Annotated in this window: 16 protein-coding genes; 7 read left to right on the top strand and 9 right to left on the bottom strand. The window is 72.2% G+C overall.

Translation table 11 applies throughout. From position 1 onward, the window contains the following. Window positions 1-74 precede the first annotated feature (74 nt). Complete coding sequence (locus tag ACYQ77_RS23410; RefSeq protein ID WP_459714718.1) at window positions 75-377, top strand: WhiB family transcriptional regulator; 303 nt, start codon at window positions 75-77, stop codon at window positions 375-377. On the opposite strand, the gene ACYQ77_RS23405 is transcribed toward ACYQ77_RS23410, so the two are convergent. After that, the gene (locus ACYQ77_RS23405) at window positions 361-1,179 is read right to left on the bottom strand and encodes an alpha/beta hydrolase (protein WP_459714716.1); all 819 of its coding nucleotides are present in this window, start codon (window positions 1,177-1,179) and stop codon (window positions 361-363) included. The two genes, ACYQ77_RS23410 and ACYQ77_RS23405, sit on opposite strands and share 17 nt — an antisense overlap. A gap of 51 nt (window positions 1,180-1,230) precedes the next feature. Between ACYQ77_RS23405 and ACYQ77_RS23400 the strand changes: the two genes are divergently transcribed. After that, complete coding sequence (locus ACYQ77_RS23400; RefSeq protein ID WP_459714914.1) at window positions 1,231-4,215, top strand: glycine--tRNA ligase; 2,985 nt, start codon at window positions 1,231-1,233, stop codon at window positions 4,213-4,215. Between the two features lie 374 nt (window positions 4,216-4,589). On the opposite strand, the gene ACYQ77_RS23395 is transcribed toward ACYQ77_RS23400, so the two are convergent. After that, on the bottom strand, window positions 4,590-4,850 hold the full coding sequence (locus ACYQ77_RS23395) for a ribbon-helix-helix domain-containing protein (protein WP_459714713.1): 261 nt from the start codon (window positions 4,848-4,850) through the stop codon (window positions 4,590-4,592). Window positions 4,851-5,040: 190 nt separating this feature from the next. Between ACYQ77_RS23395 and ACYQ77_RS23390 the strand changes: the two genes are divergently transcribed. After that, window positions 5,041-5,229 carry a hypothetical protein gene (locus ACYQ77_RS23390; RefSeq protein ID WP_459714711.1) on the top strand — a complete coding sequence of 63 codons (189 nt, stop codon included), beginning with the start codon at window positions 5,041-5,043 and terminating at the stop codon, window positions 5,227-5,229. Here ACYQ77_RS23390 and ACYQ77_RS23385 read toward each other — a convergent pair. Together ACYQ77_RS23385 and ACYQ77_RS23380 are read right to left on the bottom strand one after the other, a co-directional pair. After that, window positions 5,198-5,581, bottom strand: a complete 384-nt coding sequence (locus tag ACYQ77_RS23385; RefSeq protein WP_459714709.1) for a hypothetical protein — start codon at window positions 5,579-5,581, stop codon at window positions 5,198-5,200. The two genes, ACYQ77_RS23390 and ACYQ77_RS23385, sit on opposite strands and share 32 nt — an antisense overlap. Next, window positions 5,578-5,745: a hypothetical protein gene (locus tag ACYQ77_RS23380; protein ID WP_459714707.1), complete on the bottom strand. Its 168-nt coding sequence runs from the start codon at window positions 5,743-5,745 to the stop codon at window positions 5,578-5,580. Before ACYQ77_RS23380 ends, ACYQ77_RS23385 begins: the two co-directional genes overlap by 4 nt. Before the next feature lie 181 nt (window positions 5,746-5,926). Between ACYQ77_RS23380 and ACYQ77_RS23375 the strand changes: the two genes are divergently transcribed. Next, window positions 5,927-6,184: a hypothetical protein gene (locus ACYQ77_RS23375; protein ID WP_459714705.1), complete on the top strand. Its 258-nt coding sequence runs from the start codon at window positions 5,927-5,929 to the stop codon at window positions 6,182-6,184. Here ACYQ77_RS23375 and ACYQ77_RS23370 read toward each other — a convergent pair. Genes ACYQ77_RS23370 through ACYQ77_RS23355 form a run of 4 tightly spaced genes read right to left on the bottom strand, consistent with a single transcriptional unit; the run spans window position 6,181 to window position 10,462 of the window. Further along, window positions 6,181-8,526 (bottom strand): glycoside hydrolase family 65 protein, encoded by a 2,346-nt coding sequence (locus ACYQ77_RS23370; RefSeq protein WP_459714703.1) that lies wholly within the window; start codon window positions 8,524-8,526, stop codon window positions 6,181-6,183. The two genes, ACYQ77_RS23375 and ACYQ77_RS23370, sit on opposite strands and share 4 nt — an antisense overlap. Window positions 8,527-8,530: 4 nt before the next feature. Next, window positions 8,531-9,250 carry an HAD family hydrolase gene (locus ACYQ77_RS23365; protein WP_459714701.1) on the bottom strand — a complete coding sequence of 240 codons (720 nt, stop codon included), beginning with the start codon at window positions 9,248-9,250 and terminating at the stop codon, window positions 8,531-8,533. Between the two features lie 26 nt (window positions 9,251-9,276). Beyond that, a complete protein-coding gene (locus tag ACYQ77_RS23360; protein ID WP_459714699.1) occupies window positions 9,277-9,735 on the bottom strand; it encodes a GNAT family N-acetyltransferase in 459 nt (152 codons plus the stop codon). Window positions 9,736-9,748: 13 nt separating this feature from the next. Further along, window positions 9,749-10,462 (bottom strand): PaaX family transcriptional regulator C-terminal domain-containing protein, encoded by a 714-nt coding sequence (locus tag ACYQ77_RS23355; protein ID WP_459714697.1) that lies wholly within the window; start codon window positions 10,460-10,462, stop codon window positions 9,749-9,751. Window positions 10,463-10,505: 43 nt separating this feature from the next. Between ACYQ77_RS23355 and ACYQ77_RS23350 the strand changes: the two genes are divergently transcribed. Beyond that, on the top strand, window positions 10,506-12,113 hold the full coding sequence (locus ACYQ77_RS23350; RefSeq protein ID WP_459714696.1) for an acyl-CoA dehydrogenase family protein: 1,608 nt from the start codon (window positions 10,506-10,508) through the stop codon (window positions 12,111-12,113). Here the strand turns inward: ACYQ77_RS23350 and ACYQ77_RS23345 are convergent. Continuing rightward, the gene (locus ACYQ77_RS23345; RefSeq protein WP_459714694.1) at window positions 12,106-12,489 is read right to left on the bottom strand and encodes a VOC family protein; all 384 of its coding nucleotides are present in this window, start codon (window positions 12,487-12,489) and stop codon (window positions 12,106-12,108) included. The two genes, ACYQ77_RS23350 and ACYQ77_RS23345, sit on opposite strands and share 8 nt — an antisense overlap. A 110-nt stretch (window positions 12,490-12,599) precedes the next feature. Here ACYQ77_RS23345 and ACYQ77_RS23340 point away from each other — a divergent pair, with 110 nt between their 5' ends. Together ACYQ77_RS23340 and ACYQ77_RS23335 are read left to right on the top strand one after the other, a co-directional pair. Next, entirely contained in the window at window positions 12,600-12,923 is a 324-nt protein-coding gene (locus ACYQ77_RS23340; protein WP_459714692.1) for a YciI family protein, read from the top strand. Further along, window positions 12,920-14,152, top strand: a complete 1,233-nt coding sequence (locus ACYQ77_RS23335; RefSeq protein WP_459714690.1) for an RNA polymerase sigma factor — start codon at window positions 12,920-12,922, stop codon at window positions 14,150-14,152. Before ACYQ77_RS23340 ends, ACYQ77_RS23335 begins: the two co-directional genes overlap by 4 nt. Window positions 14,153-14,219: the final 67 nt, after the last annotated feature.

The following is a 14,219-nucleotide window of genomic DNA, read 5'->3' as shown; positions in this document are numbered from 1 at the left end:
GAAGTTTGCTTCGTGAACCACCCGGGTACCACCCCCGCGAACAGGTCAAGCGCGAAGGTATGGAGGAGCCAGCCATGGTGGACGTCTCCCGGCTGCCCGGTCCGATCTCCGAAACGTGGGACTGGCAGCGCCTTGCCGCGTGCCGCGGCCGCAACAGCGACATGTTCTTCCACCCCAGGGCGGAACGCGGCCAGGCGCGGGAGGAACGGGTGGCACGGGCCAAGGAGATCTGCCGGACCTGCCCGGTGATCGTCGAGTGCCGCCACCACGCGCTGACCGTGTACGAGCCCTACGGCATCTGGGGCGGCCTCGACGAGTCCGAGCGCCGCGCCGCCTACGCCCACCGGAAGAAACTGCAGGTCAGCGACGCGAGCTGACCAGCGCGACCATCGCGCCGACCACATCCGACCCGGCCAGCAGGACCGGGTCGTTGTGGTCGGCGCCCGGTATCTCCACCAGGTCCCCGTCGCGGGCGGCCGACGCGACCGCCCGGCTCTGGTCCGGCGGCACCACCTCGTCGGCGGGCGAGTACACCACCGTGACCGGCACGTCGAGCCTCCGCACCAGCTCGACCACGGGGAACCGGTCCCGCAACAGCATGCGCACGGGCAGGAACGGGTAGTGCTCGGCCGCGGTGTCGGCCAGCTCCGTGAACGGTGACCGCAGCAGCAGCCCGGCGGGCGGGTGCTCGACCGCCAGCTCGGTGACCACGGCCCCGCCGAGGCTGTCGCCGAAGTAGACCAGCCGGTCCTGCGGCACGCCCCGGTCCACCAGGTACGCGCGCGCCGCACGTACGTCCAGCGCGAGCCCCTCCTGCGACGGGTCGCCGGGGTTGCCGCCGTAGCCGCGGTAGTCGAACAGCAGTACGGAGAAGCCCTCGGCGCGCAGTGCCGCGGCCAGCTCGGTCCGATGTGACCGGTCGCCGCCGTTGCCGTTCGCCACCAGCACGGTGAACCCCAGGTCAGGGTCGGCCGGCGGGACGTGCCACGCACCGAGCGTGAGCCCGTCGGCGGTGGTCAGCCGCACGTCGCGGGCACCGGGCAGCACCTGGGCGGCGGGTGGCACCGGGCCGCTCGACGGCAGGTAGATCAGGCTGCGCTGGAAGACGTACGCGAGCGCGAGCACGACGACCACCACGACGACGACCGCCGTCGCGCCCACCACCAGCCATCGAGGCACCCGCCCAGTCTTCCCGAAGCGCCGGTCATTAGGGTTTTGTGGGTGCTGACCATGCAGGACGCGTTGCTCGCCTTGACCAAGTACTGGACCGACCGGGGTTGCATGATCGTGCAACCGTTCAACACCGAGGTCGGTGCAGGCACGCTCAACCCGGCGACCATCCTGCGCGTGCTCGGTCCGGAGCCGTGGCGGGTGGCATACGTCGAGCCCAGCGTGCGGCCCGACGACTCCCGGTACGGCGAGAACCCCAACCGGCTGCAGACGCACACCCAGTTCCAGGTCATCCTCAAGCCCGACCCGGGCGACCCGCAGGAGCAGTACCTGCAGAGCCTCACGGCGCTGGGCATCGACATCGAGGCCCACGACATCCGCTTCGTCGAGGACAACTGGGCCAATCCGGCGACCGGCTCCTGGGGCCTCGGCTGGGAGGTCTGGCTCGACGGGCTGGAGATCACCCAGTTCACGTACTTCCAGCAGGCCGGCGGCATGAGCCTCGACCCGGTGTCGGTGGAGATCACCTACGGCGTCGAGCGCATCATCATGGCGCTGCAGGGCGTGAGCCACTTCAAGGACATCCAGTACGCCCCCGGCATCACCTACGGCGAGGCGTTCGGCCAGGCCGAGTACGAGATGAGCCGCTTCTACCTCGACGACGCCGACGTCGAGACGCAGAAGCGGCTGTTCGAGGACTACGCCGACGAGGCGCGCCGCATGCTGGACGCGCGCCTGCCCGTGCCCGCCCACCTGCACGTGCTCAAGTGCTCGCACACGTTCAACGTGCTCGACTCGCGCGGCGCGGTGTCCACCACCGAGCGCGCGAAGGCGTTCGCGCGGATGCGTGGCCTCGCCCGCGAGGTGTCGGCGCTGTGGGCGGAGCGCCGCGAGGAGCTGGGGCACCCGCTCGGCCTGTCCGTGCTGCCGGACGCGGCACCGGCGCCCGCGGAGTTCGCCGAGGTCACGGCCCCGGCGCCGCTGCTGTTCGAGATCGGCACCGAGGAACTGCCGCCGCACGAGGTGACCCGCAGCGCCGAGGCGGTCCGCGCGGCGGTGGCGTCGAAGCTGGCCGGCACCCGCCTCGACCACGGTGACGTGGTGGCCCACGCGACCCCGCGCCGCATCGTGGTGCTGGTCGACGCCGTGGCGCCGCGCGAGCCGGACGCGGAGCGGTTCGTCCGCGGCCCGCGCGCGTCGGCGGCGTTCGACGCGAACGGCGAGCCGACGAAGGCGGCGCAGGGCTTCGCCCGCGGTCAGAAGATCGACCCGTCGGCACTGGAGCGGGTCGAGCAGGACGGCGTCGAGTACGTCGGCGTCACGAAGACCGACCTCGGCCGCGGCGCGCTCGAGGTGCTGAGCGGCGTGCTCGGCGAGGTCGTCGCCGAGCTGCGGGCTGACAAGAACATGCGCTGGAACGACCGGAAGCTGTCGTTCACGCGACCGGTCCGCTGGCTGACCGCGCTGCTGGGCGAGGAGGAGGTCCCGGTGACGGCGTCGTCGCTCGCCGCCGGGCGCACCACCCGCGTCCACCGCACGGCCGCCGAGCCGGTCGTCACCGTCCCGTCGGCCGCCGGCTACCTGGACTTCCTGGCCGGGCACGGCATCACGGCATCGACGTCCGCGCGCCGCGAGCTGATCCTGACGGCCGCCCGCGAGCTGGCGGCCACGGTCGGCGGCACGATCGACGAGCAGGCCGAGGCCGGGCTCATCGACGAGATCACGAACCTGGTCGAGGAACCGAACGCCATCCTGGGCAGCTTCTCCGAGACGTACCTGGAGCTGCCGCAGGAGATCCTGACGACGGTCATGCGCAAGCACCAGCGCTACCTGCCGGTCCGCACGGCTTCCGGTGAGCTGCTGCCGCACTTCGTGGCGGTCGCGAACGGGGCGTGCGACCAGGACGCCGTCCGCGCGGGCAACGAGGCGGTGCTGCGGGCCCGCTACGAGGACGCGAGCTTCTTCTGGCGCGCGGACCTGAAGGTGGCGCCGGAGACCATGAAGGCGGGCCTCGGCCGCCTGGCGTTCGAGGAGAAGCTCGGGTCGATGGCCGACCGGGCGGCGCGGATCGCCGCCGTGGCGGGGGATCTGGGCACCGGGCTGTCCGATGCGGACCGGTCCACGTTGGACCGGGCGGCCGCGCTGGCGAAGTTCGACCTGGCGTCCCAGATGGTCATCGAGCTGACGAGCCTGGCGGGGGTGATGGCCCGCGAGTACGCGGCCCGCTCCGGCGAGCCGCAGGCCGTGGCCGAGGCGCTGTTCGACATGGAGCGCCCTCGGTCGTCGGCCGACCGGCCGCCGGCCACGGTCCCCGGCGCGGTGCTGGCGCTGGCCGACCGCTTCGACATGCTGGTGGGCCTGTTCGCCGTGGGCGCGGCCCCGACCGGCAGCTCGGACCCGTTCGGCCTGCGCCGCGCGGCGGCGGGCGTGATCGCGATCCTGCGGGCGCACCCGGCGCTGTCGGACATCACGCTGTCCCGCGGCCTGGCGACGGCGGCGGAGCACGTGCGGGCGCAGGGCATCGAGGTGCGGGAGGAGACCCTCGCGGAGGTGGCGGAGTTCGTGGTGCGCCGCTACGAGCAGCAGCTGCTCGACGCGGGCCACGACCACCGGCACGTCGCGGCGGTCCTGCCGCTGGCGGACGCCCCGGCGGCGGCGGAGGCCACGCTGCGCGAGATCGAGCAGCGGGTCGGCGACGCGGAGTTCGCGGGTCTGGTGGCGGCACTGCAGCGCGTCCGCCGCATCGTGCCCGCCGACACGGCGGCGGCGTACGACCCGGCGAAGCTGACCGAGCCCGCGGAGGCGGCACTGCACCGGGACCTGGTGACGGCGAAGGACGCGATGGCCACCCCGGCACTGGCGGACTTCGTGCTGGCGGCGACCCCGCTGACCGAGCCCATCAACACGTTCTTCGACGACATCCTGGTGATGGCCGAGGACGCCGACGTGCGAGCGGCCCGACTGGGCCTGCTGGCCACGATCCGCGACCTGGCCGCACCGGTGCTCGACTGGCAGGCCCTGGGCACGAGCTTCGCGACCGAGTAGCGGCTGTTCTGGAAGGCGCGTTGGGTGCCTGGAAGCGCCGTTCGGGGCTGTTCCCGTTGGAAGGGCGCTTTCAGGACAGGGGCTGTGTGCCGTTCGGGGCACCGTTCCCGCGTGGTGGCGTCCTGAACGGACCGTTCAGGACGTGGGGGCTGTGCTGGCGGTGGTCGGGGGTTTGACGGTCGGTGCTTTGTCTGGCGGATTTTGGGTGCGAGCTTCGCGACCGAGTAGTCCAAACGCGACGAAGGGCCCCTTCCGCACACCGGGCGTGTGCGGAAGGGGTCCTTCATCGCTCTGCCGAGTGTCGGCGGATAGTCAGCGCACAGAAGAAAAGCGGGTCCACCTCAGCGGAACCCGCTTGCCACGCCTCGCCACCGTCAGAGGAGTACGACCTCCCGGGAACCCTCGTCGCCCTTGACGATCAGTTGTTCGCGGTTCTCCCGGACCGCGCGGTACACGAAGTCCCCGTACCCGATCAGCCTGCGGAGCGCCTCGGTCAGCGTGACGCCCTCCCGCTCGATGACGTTCTCCAGGGCACGCACAGTATCCGGCGACACCGCGACATTGATCCGCTTCGGCTCGGCTTTGGCGGTGGTCTGCTGTCCTGCGGGTCCGGTCGGCGCGCCCTTGGCTGTCATGGTCACATCCTGTTTGCATGGGTTGGGGCAATCGGGTTAAGTGTATGTGCGTTGCTGGCGCGGATGCAACACGCCGACTACACGTAATCGACACTTACAGAGTGTTGTCATACTGTCTCCGCAGGGTTACGCTCAAGGTGGGCCGGCCGTGCTGACCTGCACCGACGGTCCGCCGGGAGGCGCGAAACACATGCCTGACACCAGCTCCGCCGCGTACCGACGGCACGCGGAGCGACCGCCGTGGCGCGTCAGCGGTCTCGAACCCCTGGACGGCACGTGGTTCGAGACCGGGTACGAGCCGCCCGCCGACACGCCGCTCATCCTGCTCGTCCCCGTCCGCCCCGGCGTCACTGGTCCCGGTCGAACCGGTTCGGATTGATGTTCGCGCCGGCGCCGAAGAAGGCGCCGACGATCGTGGCGGCCGCGCCGAGCAGGATGGGCAGCATGGTGCGGGCCAGCTCCGTGGCGAGCGACGGCGACAGCGCGCCGACCCACAAGCCCACCACCAGCGTGAGGATCGTGAGCAGTATCAGCGCGCCGACGCCGATCAGCACCCACTTCTGCATGCGCAGGTAGTGGCGCCGCGCGGCCTTCTTCGCCTCCATCTCGGCCTGGCGCTCGCGCAGCTCCAGCTCGCGGCCGCGCGCGATCAGCTCCCGGTTGCCCGGCGGCGACCGGTCCACCCACGTGCCGTCGGCGGTGACCTCGCCCGGCCGGTTCCTGCGGATCATGACAGGTCCGGGAGCGGGATCAACGCGATCAGTGGCTCGTCGGCGGGCGGATCGCCACCTTCCTCGTACCACGTGACCGCCGCGCAGGTGTCACCGTCGGCGACGCGGCCGGGCACCGGCTCGTCGTCGCGCGGCGTCCTGGCCGCGGGGCTCGTGTCCTGCATGACGCCGTTCCTTCGTGGGGCCGGAGTGGGGCGTTCGCTGTGCGAACATGCACTCTACAGAGCAGAGTAACTCCTGATTGCCACATAAACAACGGTGATCGTGTGGGTAGACCCTGTTGCTTATGTGTATGCACCGTGCCAAACTTGTCGAACCGGGGCCGACAGAGGAAGTGATGTGGTCATGCTGGGTAACCGCCCGGACGTCGAGGAAGCTCCCCACGGCCGCCTCACCACCGAGCCGAAGCGGATCAACGTGGCGATCTCACCGGAGATGGTCCGCGCGCTCGAGTACGTCATCGAGCGCGAGGGCGTGACCCTCACCGAGGCACTGCGCCGGCTGGTCGGCTACGGCGACTTCGTCTACCGCGCGGTACGCGAACGTGGCGAGCAGCTCCTGTTGGCAGGTCCCGACGGCACGAAGGAAGTGGTGCTCCTCTAGAACTTCGGCGTGCGCCGCCGCGGCGCACGGCCACGCGGCTGGCCCGGCGCTTCCTTGCTCGTGAGCGCCGGGATGGGCCGCCGCTCGACGGCGCCGAGCGCCAGCGGTACCCCCTCGCCGTGGTGCCGGACCGTCAGCGACGGCCCTTCCAGCAGCGTGTACGCCGCGCTGTCCTGGCCGATCTCCACCGAGAACCTGCTGTCCCGGTACGTGAGGCGGAACGCGAGCCTGGTCAGCGCCCGCGGCAGCCGCGGCGCGAAGCTGAGCGACCGGTCGTGGTCGCGCATGCCGCCGAACCCCGCGACCGCCACCGTCCACGCACCGGCGAGCGACGCGATGTGCAGGCCGTTGCGCACGTTGTTGTGCAGGTCGTGCAGGTCGGTCAGCGCCGCCTCGGCGAAGTAGTCGTACGCGAGGTCGAGGTAGCCGACCTCGGCCGCCATCACCGCCTGCACGCACGCCGACAGCGACGAGTCCCGCACGGTCAGCGGCTCGTAGTAGTCGACGTTGCGGACCTTCTGCTCGAACGTGAAGTGGTCGCCCCGCGTGTACATGGCCATCACGAGGTCCGCCTGCTTCACGACCTGCTTGCGGTACAGGTCGAAGTACGGGTAGTGCAGCAGCAGCGGGTAGTGCTCCTGCGGCGTGTTCTCGAAGTCCCACCGCGCGTGCTCGGTGAACCGCTCCGACTGCGGGTGCACGCCGAGCATCTCGTCGTAGGGGATCACCATCTTCTCCGCGGCCTCGCGCCACGCCGTCACCTGCTCCGGCGTGACCCCGAGCCGCTCCGCCACCGCCGGCTGCCGCTCGCACACCGCGGCCGCCTCGCGCAGGTTCCGCTGCGCCATCAGGTTCGTGTAGACGTTGTTGTCCACGACCGCGGAGTACTCGTCCGGTCCGGTCACGCCGTCGATGCGGAACCCGCCGTGCAGGTCGTGGTGCCCGAGCGAGCACCACAGCCGCGCCGTCTCCACCAGGATCTCCGCGCCGTGGTCGCGTTCGAAGTCCGCGTCGTCGGTGGCGGCGAGGTAGCGGACGACCGCGTCGGCGACGTCCGCCGACACGTGGAACGCGGCCGTGCCCGCCGGCCAGTACGCCGAGCACTCGGCGCCGTTGATCGACCGCCACGGGAACGCGGCGCCGCCCAGCCCCAGCGCCTGCGCGCGCTCGCGGGCCTTGTCGAGCGTGGAGTGCCGCCAGCGCAACGCGTCGCGGGCGGACTCCGGCACGGTGTAGGTGAGCACCGGCAGCACGAAGGTCTCGCTGTCCCAGAAGGAATGCCCGTCGTAGCCGGGACCGGTGAGGCCCTTGGCGGGGATAGCGCGGGACTCGCCGCGGGCGCCTGCCTGCAGGACGTGGAACAACGCGAACCGCACCGCCTGCTGCAGCTCCGGGTCGCCCTCGATCTCGACGTCCGCGGTGGCCCAGAAGTCGTCGAGGTACGCGCGCTGCTCGGCGAGCAGGCCCTCCCAGCCGGTCTGGCGGGCGCCGGACAGCGCGGCGTCGACCTGCGCGCGCAGCGCGGGCGCGGACCGGCGCGCCGACCAGCCGTAGGCGACGTACTTGGTGACCCGCAGGCACGACCCGACGGGCACGTCGACCGCCGCGGTCAGCCGGGCCAGGTCCTCGGCGGCCTGGATGTCGCAGCGCAGCCCGTCGTCGGTCGCCAGCTCGTGGTCCATGGCGGCCGCCACCCGCAGCCCCGACTTCCGGGTGTGGTGCACCAGTACGGCGTGGTAGTCCTGCGCGTACGCGTCCTCCGCGACGAGCGGCGCGTTGAGGGTGGCGGCGACCCGCGGGTCCTTCGACGCGGACTCGATCGGCTCGTTCGCGAGCAGGTCGGACTGCACGACGAGCTGCACGTCGCCGTCGAGCGGCTCGACCTCGTAGTGGATCGCGGCGACCGCGCGCTGGGTGAACGACACCAGCCGCTCGGTGCGCACGCGGACGCGCCTGCCGGTCGGCGACTCCCACACGGTGTCGCGGCGCAGCGTGCCGGACCGGAAGTCGAGGACGCGGTGGTGCTCGACCGCGCGGCCGTACCGCATGTCGAGCGGCTCGTCCTGCACCAGCAACCGGATGATCTTGCCGTCGGTGACGTTGACGACCGTCTGGCCGTCCTCCGGGTAGCCGTAGCCCGCTTCGGCGTAGGGGAGCGGGTGCTGTTCGTAGAAGCCGTTCAGGTAGGTGCCGGGCAGCCCGGTCGGCTCACCCTCCTCGAACGACCCGCGCATGCCGATGTGCCCGTTGGACAACGCGAAGACCGACTCGGTCCGCTCCAGCGCGCGCAGGTCGAGGGTGTTCCAGCGCAGCTGCCACGGGTCGACCTGGAAGCCGTGCATCCGTTCAGTCCTCCAGCAGCTGGGCGAGGTCGGTGACGACGACGTCCGCGCCGTGGGCACGCAGCTCCTCGGTCTGCCCGACCCGGTCGACGCCGACGACGAACCCGAAGTGGCCCGCCTTGCCCGCCTGCACCCCGGACAGGGCGTCCTCGAAGACGGCCGCGTTGGCGGGGGCCGTGCCGAGCGCCTCCGCGCCGGCGACGAACGAGTCCGGCGCCGGCTTGCCGCGCAGCTTCCGCTCGGCGATCACCACGCCGTCGACCCTCGCCTCGACGTACTTGGACAGGTCGGCGGCGTCGAGCACCGCCTTGCCGTTGGCCGAGGAGGTCACGACCCCGATCCGCAGCCCGGCCGACTTGGCCGCCTCCAGGTACCGCACCGAACCGGGGTAGGGGTTGACCCCGCGCTCGGCGATGATCTCCTGCACCCGCACGTTCTTGCGGTTGCCGACGCCCTGGACCGTGTCGTCCGACGGCGGCGCGTCCGGCGGGCCGTCCGGCAGCTCGATGCCGCGGGAGGCGAGGAACGCCCGCACGCCGTCGAAGCGCGGCCGCCCGTCGACGTAGTTGTTGTAGTCGGCCTCGGTGAACTCGGCGAGCCCGCGCTGTGCCAGCAACGGGTCGAACGTCTCCTTCCACGCCGCGCGGTGCAGCGCGGCGGTGCCGGTGAGGACACCGTCGAGGTCGAACAGGCACGCGGTGACGTGGTCTGGCAAGCCGATCACGATGTGCACGCTACCTGCCTGCGCGGTCACCCGCCGGACGTCGCGAACGTGAGTCGCGGCAGCACCCGCCCTGGGATCGACCCGGACGGCACGGCGCCGGTGCGCGTCGCGCCCATGGCGAGGTAGAACGCCTCGGCGTACGGGTCGGCGTCGATGGTGAGCGTGCGGATGCCCTCGGCGCGGGCCCGGCCGACGGCGTGCGTCCACAGCGCACGCCCGACCCCGCGCCCGATGTGCGCGGGCTCGACGAACATCTGCCCCAGCTCGGCGACGGGCGGCCCGCCGTCGATCGTGTAGTGGCCGACGACCACGCCGTCGAGTTCGGCGACCGTGGTGCGCCGGGCCTCGACCTCGCCGGGCGGGATGGTCAGCTCGTCGCGGCAGGCGGCGAGGAACTCCTCGTCGTAGCCCCAATGTCCCTTGGACCGCAGGGCGAGTGCGCTGAGCACGGCCGCCTCGTCCGGTCTGGCGGGTCGCAACTCCATGTCCGCCATTCCATCAGTCCACGCCGATGTGCTTGCGCAGTGTGGTCACGAAGTGCCTGTCGAAGTCCTCGTAGCGGGCGCGGAGGCGGGCGCCGGGCCAGCCGGCGGGGAGCAGTTCCGCGGGCAGGAGCGGGTCGGCGAGGAAGTGCCGCAGCACCGCGGCCGCCAGGATGAACGTCGACGCCAGGTCGGTGGCCTCCGCCATCGCCGACTCCAGTTCGCGGGCGTGCGCTGCCCAGCCGTCGAGGTCCCACAGCGTCGCGGCGAGGCCGGGGGAGTCCGGGCGGCCGGTGAGGAACGTGCACTGCTCCACCACCGGCGCGGGCCGCTCGCGCACGAGGTTCGCCGGGCGCAGCCACGTGCCCTCGCGCAGCTCGGCCAGGCGCAGCTCGGTCATCGCGGTGCGGAAGGCGGTGCGTTCCGGCGCGGAACGGCGGGCCGCGGTCACCACCGCGATCTCCCACTCGCCGGACCACGGGATCGTCGACGGGGAGCGGCTCTGGTCCTGCCTGGCCTGGCGGTCGCGCAGCCTGCGGGTCAGCTGGTAGTCGCCGTTGACCTGCACGAGGTCGCCCGCCGCCACCATCCGGGACAGCGCGACCCGGATCGTGCCCTCCGCGATGCCGAACAGCTCGCCGACCCGCACGAGGCTCCGCGCGGGCAGCCGCGGCGGGTGTGCGCCCAGCAGGGTGCTCAGCACCGCGGACCGCGCCGTCAACGGTCGCATTACACCCTGGTATCGCATGTCGAAGAAATGTAACATCTCTGCCATGCCGGCAACACACGTGGTCACGAACCAGGTCCCGCCGCTCGTCGGGCACGACGTCGCCGCCGACGCGGCGCTCATCGACGGGCTGCACCGCCACGGCGCGGGCTGGGCCGAGGACGAACTGCACGAGCTGGGCAGGCTCGCGGGCAGCGAACAGGCCCAGGAATGGGGACGGCTCGCCAACGCCTACCCGCCGGTCCTGCGCACGCACGACCGCTACGGCAACCGGATCGACGAGGTCGAGTACCACCCCGTCTACCACGAGCTGATGACCGTCGCGGTCGAGCGGGGCATGCACGCCGCGCCGTGGCGGGACGAGCGGCCCGGCGCGCACACCGCGCGCGCGGCGAAGTTCTACACGTGGGCGCAGGTCGAGGCGGGTCACGGCTGCCCGATCTCCATGACGTACGCGGTGGTCCCGGCGCTGCGGCACAACCCGGCGCTCGCCGCGAAGTACGAGCCGCTGCTCGCGGCGACCGCCTACGACCCCGGCCTGCGCGTGCCGGACACCAAGCGCGGCCTCACCGCGGGCATGTCGATGACCGAGAAGCAGGGCGGGTCCGACGTCCGCGCCAACACCACCCGGACGGTGCCGCGGTCCGACGGCAGCTACCTGCTGACCGGGCACAAGTGGTTCACCTCGGCGCCCATGTGCGACGTGTTCCTCGTGCTCGCGCAGGCGCCCGGCGGGCTGTCGTGCTTCCTGCTGCCGCGCGTGCTGCCCGACGGCACCCGCAACCGCATGCACCTGCAGCGGCTCAAGGACAAGATGGGCAACAGGTCCAACGCGTCGTCCGAGGTCGAGTACGACGAGGCGGTCGCGTGGCTGGTCGGCGACGAGGGCCAGGGCGTCCGCACGATCATCCAGATGGTCAACATGACCCGGCTCGACTGCTGCGTCGGCGCCGCCGCCGGCATGCGGTACGGCGTCGTGCAGGCGACCCACCACGCGACGCACCGGTCCGCGTTCGGCGCGCGTCTGGTCGACCAGCCGCTGATGGCGAACGTGCTCGCCGACCTGGCCGTCGAGTCCGAGGCCGCGACGACGCTCGCGATGCGCCTCGCGGGCGCGACCGACCGCGCCATGGCGGGCGACGAGTCCGAGGCCGCGTTCCGCAGGCTCGGGCTCGCGGTCAGCAAGTACTGGCTGACCAAGCGGGCGTCCGCGCACGCGTCGGAGGCGCTGGAGTGCCTGGGCGGCAACGGTTACGTCGAGGAGTCCGGCATGCCGAGGCTGTACCGGGACGCGCCGCTGAACTCCATCTGGGAGGGCTCCGGCAACGTCGCGGCGCTGGACGTGCTGCGTGCCATGGGCACCGCCGAGGCGTTCCTCGCCGAGGTGGACGCGGCCGCGGGCGCCGACGCGCGGCTCGACTCGGCCATCGCCGACGTGCGCAAGCGCCTGGCGGCCGGCCCGGACCAGGCGTCCGCGCGCAGGCTGGTGGAACGGATGGCGCTGACGCTGCAGGGCGCCCTCCTGGTCCGGTTCGGGCACCCGGCGGTGGCCGACGCGTTCTGCGCGTCCCGCCTCGACGGCGACTGGGGCGTCGCGTTCGGCACCCTGCCGTCCGGAGTGGACACGAAGGCGATCGTCGCCCGCGTCATGTGAGCCGCAGCAGGTCCCACCGGTTGCCGTAGAGGTCGCGGAACACCGCGACCGTGCCGTAGACCTCGTGCCGGGGCTCCTCCTCGAAGTGGACCCCGGCCGAGGTCATGCGCGCGTGCGCGGTGGCGAAGTCGTCGACGTTGAGGAAGAACCCGACCCGGCCGCCGTGCTGGTCGCCGACCCGCGCCTCCTGCTCGGGACCCACGGCCTTCGCCAGCAGCAGCCCGGTCTGCCCGCCCGGCGGGTCGACGACGACCCAGCGCTTGCCATCGCCCTGCGGCAGGTCCTCCCGGAGGGTGAACCCGAGCGCGCCGGTGAAGAAGCCGATCGCCTCGTCGTAGTCACGCACGAGCAGCGCGACGAGTCCCAGGTGTGCCATGCGGCCAAGGTAGGAAATTCTCCGCCGGCGGTGTCGGATCGGGGCGGCGGCGTTCGTGGCAGGGGTGAGGTGTGCGGCACCCCCTTCGACCGACAGGAGATGATCCTCGGATGCGTTACATGGTTTCCGTCATCGACGACAAGGACAACCCGGGCCGGACGGACCGGGAGCCCGAGATCAGCGCGTTCAACGAACGGCTGATGGAGCAGGGCTACTGGGTCTTCGCGGGCGGCCTCGCGGACACGGCCGCCGCCACGGTCGTCGACAACCGGGGCGAGCAGGCGGTGTTCACCGACGGGCCGTTCGTGGAGTCGAAGGAGTACCTCGCCGGCGTCTGGGTGTGGGACGTCCCCGACCTGGACGTCGCGCTCGAACTCGCCAGGGAGGCGTCGAAGGTCTGCGACCGGAAGCTCGAGGTGCGGCCGTTCCTGTGAACGACGTCGACGAGGCGGTCACCCGGGCCCACCACGAGGAGTGGGCGCGGGTGGTGGCCGCCCTGACCAGGCGCTTCGGTGACCTCGACATCGCGGAGGAGGCGGCCGCCGAGGCGTTCGCGATCGCCGTCGAGCGGTGGCCCGCGGACGGCGTGCCCCCCAACCCGGGCGGCTGGCTGACCACCACCGCGAACCGCAAGGCCATCGACCGGCTCCGGCGCGAGAACAAGCGCGACGACAAGCACAAGGAGGCTCGGACGGTGTACGACGACGACCCACCCGAGCCGCCGGGCGCCATCGACGACGACCGGCTCCGGCTGATCTTCACGTGCTGCCACCCGGCGCTGGCGGTGGAGGCCCGCCTCGCGTTGACGCTGCGCATGGTCGGCGGCCTGACCGTACCCGAGATCGCCCGCGCGTTCCTGGTGGCCGAGACCGCGGTCGGCCAGCGGATCACCCGCGCGAAGGCCAAGATCAAGGCGGCGCGCATCCCCTACCGGGTGCCGTCCGCCGAGGACCTCCCGGCCCGCGTCTCGGGCGTGCTCGGCGTGCTCTACCTCGTGTTCAACGAGGGCTACCTCGCCACCGGGCCGGACACCGACCCCATCCGCCAGGACCTGACCGCCGAGGCCATCCGGCTCACCCGCCTGATCCGCGCCCTCCTGCCGGACGACGGTGAGGTGGCCGGGCTGCTGGCGCTGATGCTGCTCATCGAGGCGCGCCGCCCCGCCCGGGTCGCGGGCGGCGAACTGGTCGCGCTCGACGAGCAGGACCGCGGCGCCTGGGACGCGGGCCTGATCGCCGAGGGCCACCGGCTGGTGCGGGAACGCCTCGCCGCCGCGGCCGCGGGCGTGCCCCCGGGCCGGTACCAGATCCTCGCCGCGATCAACGCCGTGCACACGTCGGCCCGCGACAGCCGCGACACCGACTGGTCGCAGATCCTCGCCCTGTACGACCAGCTCGTCCACGTCGACCCGTCGCCGATCGTCGCCCTCAACCGGGCGGTCGCCCTCGCCGAGCTCGACGGCCCGGAGGTGGCGCTGGCGGCCGTCGACCGCCTGGCGGAGCGGCTGGCCGGCTACCACCCGTTCCACGCGACCCGCGCCGACCTGCTGCGCAGGCTGGGCCGGAGCGACCAGTCGCGCGCGGCGTACGACAGGGCGATCGAGCTGGCGGGCAACACCGCCGAGACCGCCTACCTGACCCGCCGCCGCGACCAGCTGGGATAGCCGGGGAAGGTTCCCGGCGACGGGGTGTCGGTTCGGGCCGGGGGCGTTCGTGGCAGGGGTGAGAGGC

The organism is Actinophytocola sp. KF-1, from assembly GCF_054661535.1.
The sequence above is the reverse complement of the archived record's forward strand: the minus strand, read 5'-3'. Positions and strand labels throughout refer to the sequence as shown.